The sequence below is a fragment of the Sphingobacterium paucimobilis HER1398 genome (assembly GCF_000416985.1).
GTDB classification, from domain to species: Bacteria; Bacteroidota; Bacteroidia; order Sphingobacteriales; family Sphingobacteriaceae; genus Sphingobacterium; species Sphingobacterium paucimobilis.
In genome coordinates, this window is sequence record NZ_ATDL01000022.1 from 350,463 (window position 1) to 367,527 (window position 17,065).

General features: G+C 38.7%; 14 protein-coding genes. 3 read left to right on the top strand and 11 right to left on the bottom strand.

The genetic code is table 11. From position 1 onward, the window contains the following. Genes M472_RS44830 through M472_RS43165 form a run of 4 tightly spaced genes read right to left on the bottom strand, consistent with a single transcriptional unit; the run spans position 1 to position 6,495 of the window. Complete coding sequence (locus M472_RS44830) at positions 1-675, bottom strand: FISUMP domain-containing protein (protein WP_021072196.1); 675 nt, start codon at positions 673-675, stop codon at positions 1-3. Beyond that, the gene (locus M472_RS43155; RefSeq protein WP_144062804.1) at positions 672-1,559 is read right to left on the bottom strand and encodes a hypothetical protein; all 888 of its coding nucleotides are present in this window, start codon (positions 1,557-1,559) and stop codon (positions 672-674) included. The genes M472_RS44830 and M472_RS43155 overlap by 4 nt, the downstream gene beginning before the upstream one ends. 14 nt (positions 1,560-1,573) lie before the next feature. Further along, positions 1,574-3,166: a RagB/SusD family nutrient uptake outer membrane protein gene (locus M472_RS43160; RefSeq protein WP_021072198.1), complete on the bottom strand. Its 1,593-nt coding sequence runs from the start codon at positions 3,164-3,166 to the stop codon at positions 1,574-1,576. Positions 3,167-3,177: 11 nt separating this feature from the next. Further along, a complete protein-coding gene (locus M472_RS43165) occupies positions 3,178-6,495 on the bottom strand; it encodes a SusC/RagA family TonB-linked outer membrane protein (RefSeq protein WP_021072199.1) in 3,318 nt (1,105 codons plus the stop codon). A 653-nt stretch (positions 6,496-7,148) separates the two neighbouring features. Between M472_RS43165 and M472_RS43170 the strand changes: the two genes are divergently transcribed. Next, positions 7,149-7,910, top strand: a complete 762-nt coding sequence (locus M472_RS43170) for a hypothetical protein (RefSeq protein ID WP_021072201.1) — start codon at positions 7,149-7,151, stop codon at positions 7,908-7,910. A gap of 13 nt (positions 7,911-7,923) precedes the next feature. Here M472_RS43170 and M472_RS43175 read toward each other — a convergent pair whose 3' ends face one another. Both M472_RS43175 and M472_RS45330 read right to left on the bottom strand, forming a co-directional pair. Then, the gene (locus M472_RS43175; protein ID WP_021072202.1) at positions 7,924-8,628 is read right to left on the bottom strand and encodes a hypothetical protein; all 705 of its coding nucleotides are present in this window, start codon (positions 8,626-8,628) and stop codon (positions 7,924-7,926) included. A 342-nt stretch (positions 8,629-8,970) separates the two neighbouring features. Then, positions 8,971-9,264: a hypothetical protein gene (locus tag M472_RS45330; RefSeq protein WP_144062805.1), complete on the bottom strand. Its 294-nt coding sequence runs from the start codon at positions 9,262-9,264 to the stop codon at positions 8,971-8,973. A 511-nt stretch (positions 9,265-9,775) separates the two neighbouring features. On the opposite strand from M472_RS45330, the gene M472_RS43185 reads away from it, so the two are divergent. Further along, positions 9,776-10,342, top strand: a complete 567-nt coding sequence (locus tag M472_RS43185) for a hypothetical protein (protein ID WP_144062806.1) — start codon at positions 9,776-9,778, stop codon at positions 10,340-10,342. Positions 10,343-10,437: 95 nt separating this feature from the next. On the opposite strand, the gene M472_RS43190 is transcribed toward M472_RS43185, so the two are convergent. The 3 genes from M472_RS43190 to M472_RS43200 all read right to left on the bottom strand — a co-directional run bounded on the left by M472_RS43190 (position 10,438) and on the right by M472_RS43200 (position 13,644). Then, on the bottom strand, positions 10,438-11,217 hold the full coding sequence (locus M472_RS43190) for a hypothetical protein (RefSeq protein WP_021072205.1): 780 nt from the start codon (positions 11,215-11,217) through the stop codon (positions 10,438-10,440). Between the two features lie 87 nt (positions 11,218-11,304). Then, entirely contained in the window at positions 11,305-12,288 is a 984-nt protein-coding gene (locus M472_RS43195) for a hypothetical protein (RefSeq protein ID WP_021072206.1), read from the bottom strand. A gap of 126 nt (positions 12,289-12,414) precedes the next feature. Then, positions 12,415-13,644 (bottom strand): BamA/TamA family outer membrane protein, encoded by a 1,230-nt coding sequence (locus tag M472_RS43200; protein WP_031302074.1) that lies wholly within the window; start codon positions 13,642-13,644, stop codon positions 12,415-12,417. 168 nt (positions 13,645-13,812) lie between these two features. Between M472_RS43200 and M472_RS43205 the strand changes: the two genes are divergently transcribed. Then, positions 13,813-14,547 carry a DUF6882 domain-containing protein gene (locus M472_RS43205; protein ID WP_021072208.1) on the top strand — a complete coding sequence of 245 codons (735 nt, stop codon included), beginning with the start codon at positions 13,813-13,815 and terminating at the stop codon, positions 14,545-14,547. 232 nt (positions 14,548-14,779) lie between these two features. Here M472_RS43205 and pepF read toward each other — a convergent pair whose 3' ends face one another. Both pepF and M472_RS43215 read right to left on the bottom strand, forming a co-directional pair. Then, positions 14,780-16,654: an oligoendopeptidase F gene (gene pepF, locus M472_RS43210; RefSeq protein WP_021072210.1), complete on the bottom strand. Its 1,875-nt coding sequence runs from the start codon at positions 16,652-16,654 to the stop codon at positions 14,780-14,782. Positions 16,655-16,742: 88 nt separating this feature from the next. Further along, positions 16,743-16,976 carry a hypothetical protein gene (locus tag M472_RS43215; protein WP_021072211.1) on the bottom strand — a complete coding sequence of 78 codons (234 nt, stop codon included), beginning with the start codon at positions 16,974-16,976 and terminating at the stop codon, positions 16,743-16,745. Positions 16,977-17,065: the final 89 nt, after the last annotated feature.

Sequence of the window (17,065 nt, forward strand, 5' to 3'; positions counted from 1 at the left end):
TTAATCTCCTGCTTTTATATCTCTAACTAAACGAAGGCTCAGAAATTTAGTACTGATAATACTTTCCCGTAGCACATTAGGCGAATATAAGGAAATCTGACGGATCATATAGTTATCAAAATCGTTAAATTTAAGCTTATCCCGTGTAGCACTCCAGTAAAAGCCATAGATGTCTTTAAACGCATAATCTGCAGAACGAGTACCTCTCATCCCTCCGAGATCCAGGTGGAAAGAGGACTTCTTGTCCCGTAATAATGTCCCCACTCCTGCTCCTCGCCAACCCGTCTGGTCAATTTCTTCTTCAGACACCCCTATATTACGTTCTAGACGTTGCCAGTCTTCATCTGTAGGAATTCTCCATCCACCCTCTTTAGGTACGGCTGCAATTGCGGATTCCATGTTGTACAGCCTACCGTGAGTCTTTACGAAGTCTTCGACTTCTGACGCCGTAAGCGTACTACTCTCTATGTAATGTAAAGCTCCTGCAGAAGCGTATCTAAAATTCTCGGTCATCCATTCTAGCTCACCTACCCGCACCCAGCCATAGGTATTTCCATCGCGTTCGTCTACAAACTGTCCTTGATCGACAACAGGTACTTCAGGTACTAATGTTTCTTTTTTACTGCAACTCATCATTACGATTGCAGTCCATATGATAAATAGATAGTTTCTCATTTTTCAACTTTCCAATTAAATCCCATTTCCTTAATAACCTTACCGATTTCCTCTAACTTTTTAAGGACTAACGGGTAATCCTTATATTTAGCCCGCCATTTGTCTTCACTACTGCCCATATACGCATTGATATAATCAGTTCTATCGGTAGCAAAAAGAGGAAATTTATTTCCCGCACGTGTGTAACTCAGAAAGCCATTCGTCCATAAAAAAGCGTCATTAATAGTTGTAGCGGTAATAGCTTGCCCATAGTTCTGCTTCGATACATTCTGAAACTCCTCGAAATACGAAACATCTGCAATAGGTAGCTTATACGTTAGATAAGCTGTGACAAATGAATATACTTCTTTACGTACCTGAGTTTCATTGGCAGTAGACAAAAGGGACTCCGAAATATTCCATACGCTAGCGCCACGGAAATGTAGTGAACTGTATTTTTTATTGTCCGTTAAATAACGTTTTTGGGTACTGTTATAAGCATAGCCGGCTATTTTATCAACGATCAGTAACGACTTTGAAAACTCCTTTGGATCCGAAACCAAAGGAACCATAAAGCGGTCCAAATAATCCATCAACTGCATCTTGTGCGCATCGTCACGCAATAGATCGTACCGATAAACGGTAGTTGCGGGAGGTTGCCCATAGACTTCGTAATTCGGTATGAAAACACGCCAACCATCTTGTTTCTCCACTGTATCGGTAAATAAAAGATAGGTATCGAATCTTTCGTTGATTTCACTGATACGCGATTTTACAACGGGAGATTCTCCTACCCCATGCAAGCTTGGATCATGCTCACCGGTCGGACGTATGGCGGATTCTTTTTTACAGGATCCAAAGATCAAAATGATGCCTGTAAAAAGTACAAATACTATATTTTTCATCTTCTGTTTCATTATTAATAGGTGATGATTTCTTTTGGATCATTCTCACCACGGTGGTTATTGATAATACCTGGTTCCTTTTGTACCACGGAAGCTGGTATAGGGAGTGTGTATCGAACTGGCTCCAGCGATAGCTCATAAACATACTTCATAGCAGGTGTCCATAATTGTAAAACTCCCGTCGGAGCTCCATTCAATTGAAAGGTTGTAAAAGTCTGACGGAGTATTTTGCTATATGCAAATGAAGACCGAACCATATATCTTCGCAGGTCGAACCAACGGTGTCCCTCGAAGCAGAACTCTCTTCTGCGCTCATTGATGATGAACAAAGACAGATCTGCATCGGACAAGGTATTCAAATCTAAAACACTCCGATAACGGGTCTGTAGAAATGTATTTAACACACTTTTAGCCTCGACGATCTGCCCGTTCATAAATAATGCTTCAGCAGCATTAAGGTAGGCTTCTGATACGCGAAGATTAAAAACATCAGAAACATCACCACGTGTCAAGCTCCTATTAAACTTATTAAGTGCCATATATTTACCGGTTATCGTTTCGGTCAGATTACGTTCCTGGAAAATCTTTTCTTCAAAAAACATTCCTTTCCGAAGATCCTGATCACTAAATAAATCCAGCAACTCTGGGGCGATCACAAGCCCCTTGCCTCCTTCTGATAGATGTGTGTAGGAGCTTACTCCGCCCATACTAAAAATAATCTCTGGTGAGGTAGCCTGTAAATAACCAGCTGTTCCCTGATGAAACGTACGCAAATCCAACAAATGATTGGAACTCTGGCCGGATATGACTTTCTGGGCATATACAGCAGACTGCTGATAGGACTGCTGATACAAGAACACCCTACTTTTGAGGAGATAGACAGCTGTCAGACTAGCACGATATTTAGAGTTTTTGTCTGGTACACGCTTAAAAATATCTTCTGCTTGATCCAAGTCCGAAAGAATACGTGCATAGACATCCTCCAGATTGTCTCTTGTAAATCTAACATCCTCGACTTGACTACTCGTTTTCAGAGGAACAGCATCTGTCTGACTAGCCTGACCTGTCTGATAAGGTTGAGCATATAGGTTGGCTAACATAAAGTAAGAAGAAGCGCGGACGAAATAGGACTCTGCCCGTATACGTTCATACTGTGCGATAGGTCCAGTCTCTTTCAATGTTTCGACCTGATCTAGAATAGAATTTGCAACTGCAATATGTCTGTAAAGATTAAGCCAGGAATCAGAATCGTCTGTTATTTTAGTGCCGGCATGATTGGCTCCAAGATTTTGTTGCCAGGTGTAGAAGCCAAAAATATCATCTCGGATATCAGGACTATTCAGGGAAGGATTCTTATAATCCCTGCTCACCTCACGAGTTTCGTCGGAGATAAAATGAATAAACGGATAGTAATAATTTGCATTTTTATAAGTGGTACTTTTGGAAAACACCTTAAAGTACCCATCTCCTAATAAAAGTTTATCCAGATCATCTAGATTAACAGGATAGGAAAGGTTGAATGATTTTTCTTCAATAAACTTTTTACATGATACCAGACTACTCAAAGGAATCAGGAGCAGTAAAAAGTATCGCAATATCTTATTCATAATATCGTTATTTAGAAACTAAAACGTAATTGTAAACTATAAACAGGTCTTTCAGATAAATTGATATCTGTAAATCCACCTTGATTAGGGGTCTGCCCTTTTAGTTCCTTTGCGGAGAAGGTATGTAGATTACCCGTATAGGCTGTCACGCTTGCGTTGGAAAAACCTAATCGCTTCATATATACCGGAGGTATCTGATAGGTAAGACTTACATTGGCGATACTGAGATAATTGGCAGACACAACCCGGATATCCGAATAATTGTACATATCCCATGCAGAATTTGCAATTCGGACCATTTTACTACTGATCAATGTAGAATAATGTAAGTTATAATCTCTGGCAACAAAAGAAGTAGGATCACTGATTATGGCTGGTACATTTGTCCAGGCTTCGTCAACAGGTTGTTGCCAGCGATCAGCAAAAATACGATTGATATTCATTTCAGGATTGAAAGATTGATCCGGTTCATAGACGCGGAACAGACGGGTTTTAGCTCCCAATCCAAAAATGGCATTGAACCGTAATGAAAAGGCTTTGTAACGGAATGTATTATTAATATTTCCAGATATATTAGGCATTCTCGAGCCTGAAGGGGTCAGAATAGTGGTAAATACATCATAGGCAGATTTTCCATACAGGTCTTCCTGACGCTCTTTGTAGTCGTCAAAAATAGGTCCTCCATCCTTAGGACTCAAGCCCAAAAACTTGTAGGAGAAAAATGTACCTACTGGATGCCCTTCTACTAATGCTTGACCATTCAAATAATTGCTATAAGTGACATTCAGATCATCCCGATCTTTGGGCAATGTATTCAAACGATTAGAATTCATCGAATAGGACGTAGACACATCCCAGCTAAAGTCTTGTTTACGTATAGGGCGAACTGAAACACTAACATTAAATCCTTTATTTACAATATCGCCAGAATTGATCACGTATGACCGGATTCCATTGACTAAACTGATGTCTTTATTCAGAAACGCATCTTCGGTATGTTTATAATAATATTCAGCATTTACAGAAACCCGATTATCAAACATCGCGAAAAACAGTCCTAAATTAGTGGTCGTTGTCTTTTCCCAATCTAAATTAGGGTTTGGAAAAGCATCAACAGTTGCAGTATACTCTTTATAATATGGATCATAAGGGCTGTTCTGAATAACCATTCTTGGCGATTGTTTAGGCAGCATATTGCCTTGATACCCATATGAAGTCCGTAAAGACAGACTATTCAGGAATGGTAGCCTAGTCGCTGGTATTGATTCATCAATGTTCCACACTCCAGATACCGACCAGATAGGAAGACGCTTGCGGTTACTGATGTCACCAAAGCGGTTACTTGCCTCCACACGCATATTGGAATTGACTGTAAAAAATCGATCATAACTATAAGAAAGCGTAGCATAACTCGCCAAGCGATTGAAATGATCGCGCTCGAGCTGTGGCTGAGCTGCTTTTGAAATCAGCCATTCGGCATATTTGGTATAATTAGTCAGGTTTTCGGGTGCGATGAAAAACTCGCCGTACTCATCCGTATATCCACGATGGAGTGTAGAGCCGCCATCTGCTCGCTTGGCCTGTACTTCAAAACCGGCATTTGCCTCAATTCCATGCTGCTTGCTCGCTCCAAAATTTTTGCGATAAGCGGCCTGCAATCGACCTACATAATTGTCCTGACTATTAGATTTGGTAGCGCGCTCTCCTCCAAAAGGCAATAATGTCCTGGCCACATCGTAACTTTCGCGAAAATTGCTACCTCTTAATTGCGCTGCATACAACGTATTTTCCTTGTGAATGGTTTCTGAATCATAAGCAGAACGGGTATACGATAGGTTAGCAGAAAGAGAAAAGGCATCTGTAAATCGATATTGAAGACGGCTACCAAAAATCAAACCCATCGTATTCTGACTGAATAAATTATTCTCTAATTCGTTTTGGACATTGAACAGATAACTTCCTCGGTTGTAATAGAATAAAGATGCATCATCCTGATATAATGGAATAGCCCGACTAGTCTGATAGGCATAGGTAATCGGAGAGATATCAGAAGCGCTATAATGACGTTTACCACTATTTGCATTCAGATTCAAAGCAATGTCAAATTTCTTAGACAATTGCGAACGTACCGATATATTAGAAGTTATGCGGTTGTTCTTACTGGTTTTCAATACATCGAGTTCCCTATCCCAGCCCAAGGAGGCATAGTAGGAAGTTCGGTCTTTGGATCCTCCCAAGGATAGATTATGTTGTTGGGAAAGCGCATCTGTTGTTAGCTCTTTAAACCAATCTGTATTACGTGTTTCTAGGGCAGTGGTAGCCGCCAAAAACTCTTTCTCGGTAATAGATTTGTCCATCCATTTTAACAGTAGACTTTCATAGCCTAAATTTTGTCGGTTGAATGCGTCTCCATAATCAAAGACATATCCTGACTCGGCCATTTCCCTAGAAAAGCGAACACGCTCAGCAGAATTCATGACATCAATATTCCGATCTGTATAACGGGGCCTCCGCTTAAAATTAAGCCCTATATTATAGGAAACTGTCGGTTTATCGTAACCACTACCTGATTTGGTAGTCACCACAATAACTCCATTGGCAGCCCGTGGGCCATAAAGCGCGGTAGAAGCGGCGTCCTTGAGGACATCGATTCGTTCGATGTCAAAAGGATTGATACCTGCAATAGAATTGCCCATTCGATTAATAAAATCTGGATCATTCAGCTGATCTGCATTAATGGGAATGGCTTCTTCTAATAAGACACCATCTACGACCCAGACGGGTTCCCTGACGCCCAAAATTGTAGAAGTACCCCGGATACGGATAGAAGGTGTCACACCGATCTCTCCTGAGGGGTTATAAGCCACCATGTCTGGAATCTGACCAATCAATGCTTGATCAATGGAAGTCATACCCGGGAATAGAATATCTTCGGCGCGGACACTATGCGCTGAGCCAGTCCATTTTTTGCGATCTATAGTCTGATAACCGGTGATGACTACTTCTTCTAGCGACTGCTGATCAGGTACCATTCGGTACCGATTGATACTATCTGTAGTAGCTGTAACGTTTAATGAGGTATAGCCTAGAAAATTTATATGCAAGCTATTGCGCCTTTCATTTACCGTTATACTAAAATACCCTTTGCCATTCGTCGAGGCTCCAATACGTTCGTCGGCTGCTAAGCGAACGTGCACACCTTCAAGAGGAACTCCTGTTTTTTGATCATAAACGTATCCTTCTAATACGTTATTGCCTTTTTTCACTTGTGAAAAACTCAGCATTGGAATCATGATCAGAACAAAACTCACCCTTATAAAAGAAATCATTACTACAATTGTTTTTAATTAATCTAAATAAAGTGCAAAGATAAACCTTCAACTTAATAATCCAAACAAAAAATATTCTATTTAGAATAGGTTTCTTAAGGCAGTAAATCGGAAAAACACCCCTCTCGGTTGAATATAACTCCTCTTCAAGAAATATTGATTAACGACAAATTAATATATAACCAAAGGTCTCATCTAAGAAATGATTACTAGAGATCGGTGTATAACCATGTTTCCCTTCGAGGAAGATCTTCAAGCAAAGGACTATAAAGGTGTTTTGTAATGTTGAAAGTATATAGTAGGCAAATGTCCTTAAAGGATAAACAAAAAAAATACAAACAACTAAAAAACAATACTTTATATAAAGAAAATACTTATCTTCATCTATTGATAAATACACATTCCTCTCTATCGAACTTATTTGCTATTAACGGCATTATTGTAAAATAGAGGTGAATGAAGTGATATACTTGCCGTAAAAGGACGAAATAACCAAACACAATTATAAACGAATTAGTTATGAATTTACTATTTGTTAAGTACCGAAGACAATCTCTTGTAGGAAATCCACCCTTCATTTTCTATACGACCAACAGCAACAGTCTAATAAAGAAGCGGATTCTAACCCTGCATTACACCTCCATGATACAGCTATGAAGAGAAGAGATTCGGAAACAAAGCATGAATATGCAGATGCATATTTTAAAGAAAATAAGATATATGATCTACAAGGTTTGTTAAGAGAAAATGAGACTTATACCTGTGGAGTAGAAAGCTATGTATACCCAATGGGGCATAGTTTTGACCCGACTATTCTTAACTATGAGGAAGAGTCTGCCAGATATAGATTCTGTCTTTACTTAAATATCCCGTATTATATTATAGCAATCGAACAGGGATCCGAAGTATTTGAGATTTATCTCATCTCAGAAAACGATAATACGATTTGTTGTAACCTGAACGAAACTCTTAACAAGTCTGCATTCGTATGCTGGTGGAAGCAACATCAATCTTTTACGCAAAAAAAAGAGATGACAGAGGCAGCCCCCAGAATCGAAGGTAGTATTATTGATAATATACTGTTTGCAAACAATCTTGCATGGGGTGTTAATATCGATGGGTTTACATTGGATACCAACGGAAAGCCTTTGGCAATTTTTGAAAAGAGAATTACAAACAAATCTCAGGTAGAGCAGTACGATCCGAGAAAATATTTCTTTGGTACAAACAAGAAGTCCGGAGACTTTCCATCATGGAACATTCTGAAAACTCTGGCAGACCACTTAGAAATTACACTCTATCTTTTAACATTCGAACGAAGCAATAGAAAAATCATGGGCAAGACACAGATCAAAGAGGTACATCCATCAAATGGGCTAACCTATACCTCTCCTATCAAGTTTATTATACCCTAGCAAAAATTAAACATCAAACGCTTGTCCATTGTATAGCCATAGCTTTTGCCATGCCTTCAAATGTCTTGCTACGCAGTGTTCTTCTTTCAGCCGCCGATTTGGCTTTTGTCAATGCATCAGAATACCATTTGGGCAGACTCTTACCACTACTGAGAACTAATCTATCTCCTTTTCCGACAACATCAGTAGGTTTCAATAAAGGTAGATTTTTGAGCCATAAACAGGTAGCTTTGGAAGCCTCATCACCAAACATCCAAGGGTGCACCGTTTGATCTGGTTTTCTATAACGTGTACTAATGATACCAACAGGATTTTCGACGGCAATTTTTTCTATTGGAGCCTCCAATAAGCGAATAAAAAATGCAACAGCGTCTTCTCTGTCCTGTGCTCTGTTTGGAAACCTGGGGTGTGGTCTCCTCAAAGAGAAAGGCATATCCCAATCCTCAGGATGGTAATACCATCTTGCACCGCTGACGGCAAGGAAGGTGCATGGTGGATGTGCAATCATCATTTCCCAACCGCCATCAAGATTAACCTTATCCCCCGACTGGGTAACTCCTCCTTCTTCTTCTATAACTTTAAAAACATCATAATTAAAATGCCATTCTGGATGTCCTCCGCTGCAGGGCAATAAATCACAACTGTAAGCATTATGCCCCAAAAGTCGCAACTCCTTAGTAATGGCTTGACTCTCTTCGCATGCTACTAAAACATTCATTCTTTTGATCTTAAATAATTATAAATTTCGACAGTTATTTTTTCAATCATCAGAGTAATTAGGCTTTACAAAACCGTCTGTTTCCTGATTACCCAAACATACCAAAGCTTTAAAGCACCCACTTAACTATTATACATAGCATTCAGCTTATAGACCATCAAATCGTTTGGCACTAACGGATAAAAGTATGGAATTGTTAAAAGAATATCAACTATATTCGTCTATTCTAAAATACACGCTTCAAGTTACCGACATCCAAAATAACAGTATCCTGAATTATAGCTGGGTAGAGACTAAAATACTTATTATAAACGTTCAGTTATTGCTAAGGATAAAAAGGTCTTATCCGTAGAGGCTGGAAAAACCATCCTTTTCTACCTGTTGATTATTTACCTTCGTAGACAACAAATTGTGCCTCTTCAATAACCGTATAGTGGGAGACTCAAATCTCCAATTCATCGGCTTGTCTAGAAAGTAGTGTTTATCGCCATTGACCATCTTGATCTCAACAAGATACAGATAGTATTTATCCAATGCGTTGACAAGTCTGACACTCGCTATCTGATCGATCTGATCTGATTGATATATTACATCATCGATCCGGAGATGTTCATCCTCCAATATTACTCTACACAAATGAATATTCTTTTTTAATCGGAAGTATTCAGAGATACATAAATAAGATACAAATACCGCACAGGTGAGAAGAACGCAGAGCAACAACACTGGATCTCTTTCATTTGTCATAAAATATATGACCGAGACAGGTACAGCCACCCACAATACAATCGGGCCAAGTCTAGAACAAGAAAAAGCTAAATAAGTCGGGCTCAAGAATTTTCTATTCATCGAAATCACCTAAAATGGTCTCCGATGACAAAACTACAAATTTCAACAGCTATCTGCCATAAACTTATTAGAAAGTTTAGTCACTTCAGTATCGAATACACTTCTGTCCATTCTATGCTGCATTGTTTAGAATTCAAGAGAAAAGCTTTTAACCTCTTACCGAGTTTATTACTGAATAACAATAAAAAAGATACTATACGTATTAGGTTAGAAACATAAATATTACAATATTAGGAAATACTTATTTCCATAGAAATTGGTTAACTTGTGAATATTGATTCTGCTAAATCTTATACGTATGACAAAACTCTTTTATACGCTATTAATGATCTGTAGTATACCTACATTTGGTCAATCCCTGAAAATCACCCCTAATGGGTTTGTAGATCTGCACGACAGTTCCAAGAAATATGTCATCCTGGATTTTCCAAGTATTTCAAAAGAAGAGCTTTTCAAGGAAACCATCAAATACATCAATGCAAATTATGATCGTCCAGAAGAGATTACGAATCTATTGCCTGAAGAGCAGATTGTAATAACCTATTTTGATCTGATTAAAGTCAATGCCGGTTTTTTAGGAGGTGGTAGCATCGATTTACAATACTATTACAAGTACGACATACAATTCAAGGATGGCAAAATTCGCTTCGAACCAAAATTTGATTATCTGAAGTATTGGAGATCAGAAACGATTATCAGTTTGATTGGTGACAAACCTTTCGCAAACGGAGCTACGGGATTATTTAATCGTAAAGGCAAGGCTACCAATGATAAAATGATTCAGGCTGTCGAAGACAAAACAAATGAATTTATACGATCACTGAAGGAAAAGATAAACTCACTAAATGATCGTAATTGGTCGTAATCTAAAAAAATCAATACATAAAAAGCTTTTACCAAGATATCTTAGGTCTATACCCCCTAATGGAAAAGGTGTAAACACTTGCTCTAAAACTGAGTCTATTTTCTCTTCAGTTCTTTCATCGACTCAAAACCTGTTGGATACAACAGTCTATCTTCCTTAATACGTATATCGTAAGCACTACCGATATCCGCTGGCAACATACGGAGACCTATGTTCCTATTAAAACTATAAATGTTTTTAACTTTAAGAGCGTCGTAACTATTATTGTAATGCCAGCTTCCTAACTCCCAAGTGCCAATTTCTTCGTTCATAAAAAAATAGCTATCACGTTCATTGGAATGCTGAGCATGGTATATCTTCGCATCATCCAGTCGAATTGTAGTCGTCCCTTTGGAGAAGTTAGAAGAAACCATGTACTCTCCAATGTATTGCTTTTCTTCGGAGCGAAGTGTTCGGACAATGCCTGTCAGTAGTTCGAAATTGTCTTCTAAAAATAAATCATTGGTGACACTAATAACAGATTCTTCACTGTCCAAAGAATCTATCAATGCAAATAACGCCATAAGGTTTACTCTGTTTTGCTGTATAAGCACAGTGTCCCTAATACCTTTCACCATATGGGAAAAATAAATGTATTGATGTGCTCTAAGCTTATCTTCTTTAAATTCTATTCCATAAGAATTAAGAATTCTCGCACCTTCTTTATTACTCCTTTCAATTTGCACGGACTGCTCGGGACTAAAAGACTCGTCATCAAACCGATAATACAATGTCTTGATAACAGTCTTACATATTGCTTTTCCAAAAAAATTGACACCTTGCCCGTGAACGGTATGTAAGAACAAAACAACAAAAACAGTAAGTATATATTTCATATATAATTATTCGTAGATTTAAATGTTTTCTTGATAGAACTTATGAATGCTTCGCATTTATTTCATGACCGCCAGTTGGCGGATCTATTAATTGCTCTCTACCACTCGAGCTGGTGGACCTTCCCTAACATCGTCATGATAAATAGCGCTATAGAGGTTAAATACATGGTCTCCCCCATAGTAGGTCAAGTCATAGTTCCGCGAAAAAACAAACTGAAAATAAGCAGGTGTATCCTTGATTTTCTCCAACTGCTCTAATGAGTAATACTGGGGGGCCAAAGGTATTTCTTCATACAAAGGTTTTCCATTCACATAACGTTCTATTTTTTCTTTCTCTGCCTCACAGGTAAATCCAATGCTGGTGTAGCCATAGCTATATGTCCCACCGATAGTTTGTGTCTTTTTGTTCTTTCCAACATAGCTTACTTTAAAACGGACATCATCTATAAAATCAATCTTATAGGGTTGCTCTTCTTGCGTTAAGACTAATTTTACTTTTTCTTGAGAAGAATAGGAAGTCGCTTCATCGAAGCTGACTTTGACATACCAAGAAGTGTTGTGTAGTGGATAAACACCATTCATAGGAAATGTAAAATCTTCTGTCGAAAAATTAAACCTCGCATCCTTAGGATACTTTAATACAAATTGCACAGGGTGTAATAACACATTACGAATCAAAGTGTCCTCACCGATAATAAATGCATTGCTCACTTTTCCAAATATACCTTGATAGCAATCTGGAGTTATCTGCTTGAGATAGGATGACTCCTCCTGCAGACGTTTTCGCACTTGATTCAGGTTACTAGTACTAAAGTAGCATACAGCTATTTCGTTTATTCCCTCGATCTGCTTAACAGAAAGCTCAATGCGCTCCTGTGTCTGGGGGTTAATGTGCAATGTATCATTCACATAATCAAATCCTTTTCTAGAAAGATACCAACTATTTAGCCTAACAACCTGACCCGCTTCTGCTCCCTCATCAGTAAACAATTCCTTAAAATGTATAGGATAAAATTCCTGCGCCTGTGGCACACCAACAAAGCTGCAGGCGAGCACCAAAAATAGGCTCATGATAAAACGTCTAATCATGCTTCAAAATTAACGATTGTAGCTAAGAAAATAAGATACCTTTACAATTCGCTATATGTCTTTTACGATGTGATTTAAGCCATAATATCTCCGCTACATCATAAAGAATTAGAACACCTCTCCCAACCCTAAGCTCAAACCTCGATATCCCTTACTAAAACCATAATCAATGGCAATATTAGTACCTGAAGCCTTATTAAACTTTATTCGCGCCCCCGCCCCTGTAGCGAGGTTCCAGTTACCAAACAACGTGGATTTAGGGCCACTTACAGTAGTCGCATTCGCAAAAACAACAAATCCTAACAGTCCATTTGTCGTGATATCCCGTCTATATTCTCCCTCTAGATAGTAAAGAGATTTCCCTCTATATCTGCTTAAAGGGAGTCCTCGGCCAGAACTGTTATAGGGGTCCCAGCTCAAATTTGGTAAATCGAGGTAGGGAGTCTTAGAATTGAACACAGTCCAGAAGAAATTGCGGAAGGCCAACATATTCTGTTTATTGAAATCATCGGTTAGCCTATAATATTTCCGAACTTCCATATAGAGTGAACTCCAATTGTCAGAACTCCCCATAAAAGTCGGGTTGATACGAAATTGGAGATTAGCATAATTACCATCCAGTGTGTTAATGGAATTAGAACGGGTATCAAAAATCAAATTCAAGCTAAGTCCGGAGGAAACACTAGACCCAGCTTCAGAAGTCCCCCAAGAATAACCTGTAAAATCGGCCAGCGATTGGTCACTCTTGCTCCGGATATTTACACGGTAGTCCAAATCATACCCCATCCCCATGAAGAAGCCTCCACGGATACGCTTCAATATATGTTGATAGAACCGTACATAGGTATAATCCAGATTGATATTCTCATCAGAGCCATGTTCTGTGCCTAGCCCCCAGGTCTCGTGCGGGTACTTAAGCCATCTAATATCGCCATCGATTACCCATTTATTCTCTTTAAGCCACACATAAGAGCGAATAGGAAAACCAAAACGCTTACCAAAATTAGTATAGGGGGTAAATGTCACTTGAGACAAATAAGTATCGCTCCTATCTCCAAGATAGAAGCCTGCTGTAGTCGAGGTTATTAAAGCAGTACCACCACCAGGCACACTTGTAGAAAAAGGCAAAAAGGAAAAATACATTTTCTTTCCGGTGCTCTTTTGGCCTTCGGGGGGTCTGATATCAAGAATCTCTCTACCTATATCGATCAAATCCCGCTGTCGGCTAGTATCAGACTCGAAGGAGGTTTTCTCAATTTCATTGACAAGACTCTGCGCCGAACAGACTGTCGAAAACAAAAAAGTGAATGGCAAAAACAAAAACAGGCACTTATTCATGTAATAACGATATAGCAACACTACACTAAGATACACTAACCATACCAAAGACAATCCAAAAATCATACAGTTTTTAAAAGGACCATAAATATGAACGGCTTCACATCTTCTTTGACCTATTCCGAATTATTGTATTTTTCTTAATTTAGTTCTTATAAAAAATATATTATGGGATTTTTAGATAAACTGTTTGGAAAAAACAACACCAAAAATGCAGAGGCGTCAACTACAACAAAAGAAGTACCAACCCCTATTTTGACAGAAGAAGGACTACTAGAACAGTATGGTGGAATTGCGCTCGAAAAACAGCTTGATTTTGGAGAACTAATCGGTGATAATAATTGGAATGTAGATATGACCGCTGGGACTATAAGTTTTGGTGATAGCCTGAGTTTCCCACTACAGGTACTGGGTACATTCTCCCATTCTTCGGAAACATGGCTCTGGGCTTGGGCAAATCAACAGTCTGACCTGCCCGATTCCATCCAACAGAACGCCCTACAGCTAAAAAAATATGGAGATGACAATGACTTTGGACTTCTCAGAAATCCAAGATTTGATTTTTCAACAAACGAACTGCACATTTTAGGCATAATAGCGACTGGTCTTTGTCATGCTGATGCTTATTACATAGCAGACTACGGACAGGGGGCTATGCTATTGACCATAACAGATTCCCGTATTAAACAAGTACGCCATGACATACACGATAGGGTACGTGTTGTGTTTCCACAGTTAATCAGTCAATTTGAAATTGACCACCAAAATGCGTTGAGGTCCTACCTCCGTACAAAAGGATATACTATTGAGGAAACTAAAACAACTTTGACAGCAACGAAAGACAGTGATATCATTCGGGCAGAGTTTGATGACCTTTCCAGATTAACCAATCTCCAAGGATAAGCGAATCTCTAGAATTAACATTTATGAAGTTTGAGATTCAAGATATCGATAGTGGACAAGCAACAACAGATGCTGTAATCACCAACTTCAAAAATACGCTAAAGAAAATACATCCTGATCTAGAACAGAACTATCCCTAGCTGATCAGCTCAAGCATATAAGAAAAAAACGTATAGAACACAAAAGCCGTATTTATTTAATACGGCTTTTGTTATATAGAGGAGAATATCCCTTATTTCTCCAACCTAGTCAAAATCGCTTCCATCTCAGCCATTACCTTATTGATTTTGGCAATAGTTAGATCAAACGGTTCAGAGGTATTCATATCTACTCCAGCGTCTACCAAAAGGTCTACAGGATATTTGGTACTACCCGATGAAAGAAAGTTAAGGTACTTTTTACGATCCTCATCTGTACCACGTAGTACTTTTTCTGAAAGTGCCGTTGATGCCGTGAAAGAGGTTGCGTACTGATATACGTAGAAGTTATAGTAAAAATGTGGAATATAAGACCATTCTGATTTTACATTATCATCCACGATACAAACATTCTTATCATGGCCATAATAACGGCGCGTTAGTTCCAAATACATCTTATCAAAGTCTTCACCTGTTAAAGCTTCCCCTTTTGCAACGCGATCATGAATCATAGATTCAAACTCTGCAAATTGGGTCTGACGGAATAAAGTTCCTTTAGCTCCTTCAAGGTAATTACCTAAAATGGCTAACCTTACTTTGTCGTCTTTGATCTGCTTCAACATATAATCATTCAACAGTTCTTCATTCAATGTAGAAGCCACTTCAGCAACGAAAATAGAATAATCAGCGTTAGCAAAATGTTGCTTTTTATTGGTCAGATAACTATGCATAGTATGCCCCAATTCGTGGGTCAATGTCGACATATCATTATACTTTCCATTATAGTTCATCAGGATATAAGGATGCACATCATAGGCCGACCCATTGGAATATGCTCCAGAACGCTTACCTTCATTAGGATACATATCAATCCAACGCTCGTTGAATGCCTTATTCGAAACATCGACATAATCTTTACCCAAAGGTTTCAGGGATTTTAAAATATTACCCACTGCCTCGTCTACCGTATAAGCCAAATCTACCTGCTCCACTAACGGTGCATATAGGTCATAGTAGTGCAGTGTATCAATCCCCATCATACGCTTACGAAGATTAAGGTAACGGTGAAAGGTATTCAGGTTTCCATTCACATTCTTCACGAGATTATGATAAACCGCGGTCGGAATATTACCATCATCTAAGGCACGCTCCAAAGTACTGTTATAGTTTCGTGCTTTGGTAGCAAACAGCCCTGCATTAATATTACCGTATAGCTGTGCCCCGAAAGTACGTTGAAACTCGTTCAATTTATTGAAATACGCATCAAATACTTTGCTACGCACGGCTCTATCCTCGCTGGCTCTATACAATGCGAAATTAGCGGAATTAAGCGTTATCGATTTTCCATTCAGCTCAATTTCTGGATATGGAAATTCCGCATTAGAAAATGTGCTGAAAATATTGGCTGCATTGCCTGACATCAATGACGAGTAAGCCATTATCTTTTCAACTTCTTCGGAACCACGATGCGCGCGCTTACGCAGTAGATCCATAAGATAAAACTTGTACGTTGCCAATCCTTTCTCTGCTGCGAAAAAAGTATTTAATTTGCTCTCTTCTAAAGTCAACAACTCCGGTTCCATATAGGATACCAAAGCGCCATACTCCGCAAAAAGTTGCTGCAGTTCTTGCTTCATACCTGCATATTTAGTCACTCGAGTATCCTGATCAGATTTCATCGATGCATATGAGGACAGTCGGACCATTTCCTTGGCCAATCCGCTGTTCAACTCTAAAGCTTCCAAAAGCGTAGCAGCAGACTGTGTAAGTTTGCCCTTATACGAGGCAACTTGTTTCATTTGCTGTTGTACACGCTCTTTCTCGACTTTCCAACTTTCATCTGTGGAATATAAATCGGTCAGATTCCATTTATATTTCGCAGGGACTTCGTCACGAACTTTCATTTGGCTGACGGCTATGGAAGTTGAAAATAACATCACAGCGGTCATTAATTGTGTTTTTTTACGCATAATTTATGATTATATAAAATGCTCCTAATTTACGAAAAATCTATTTGACATTATTAAATCAGATGAGTGAGAAAGTACTGATGACTTTTTACAGGTTTCTATCTTCACCTGCTAACGAAAACTTTATCGCCTTTTGCGGATACTCTTCAATACTCTTGCCACTAGTATTGCTTACTATTTTTTTGATACTCACTTTATCTCCCAACTTAAAGTTCGCTTCAGTGAGCTTGTAATCTAATAAGTAAGGACCACAATAATAGTTTCCCTTTTCATCCTGTTCAACTATTCCTTGGTATAGCCCTCTCTTTGTTTCTCTAGCCATATTCTGTTTTTGTTAGATTACAAAGATAGGGAGATTAAAAACATTTTCTTGCTATTATAACATGTACTTGATACGTATATGATTTTAAA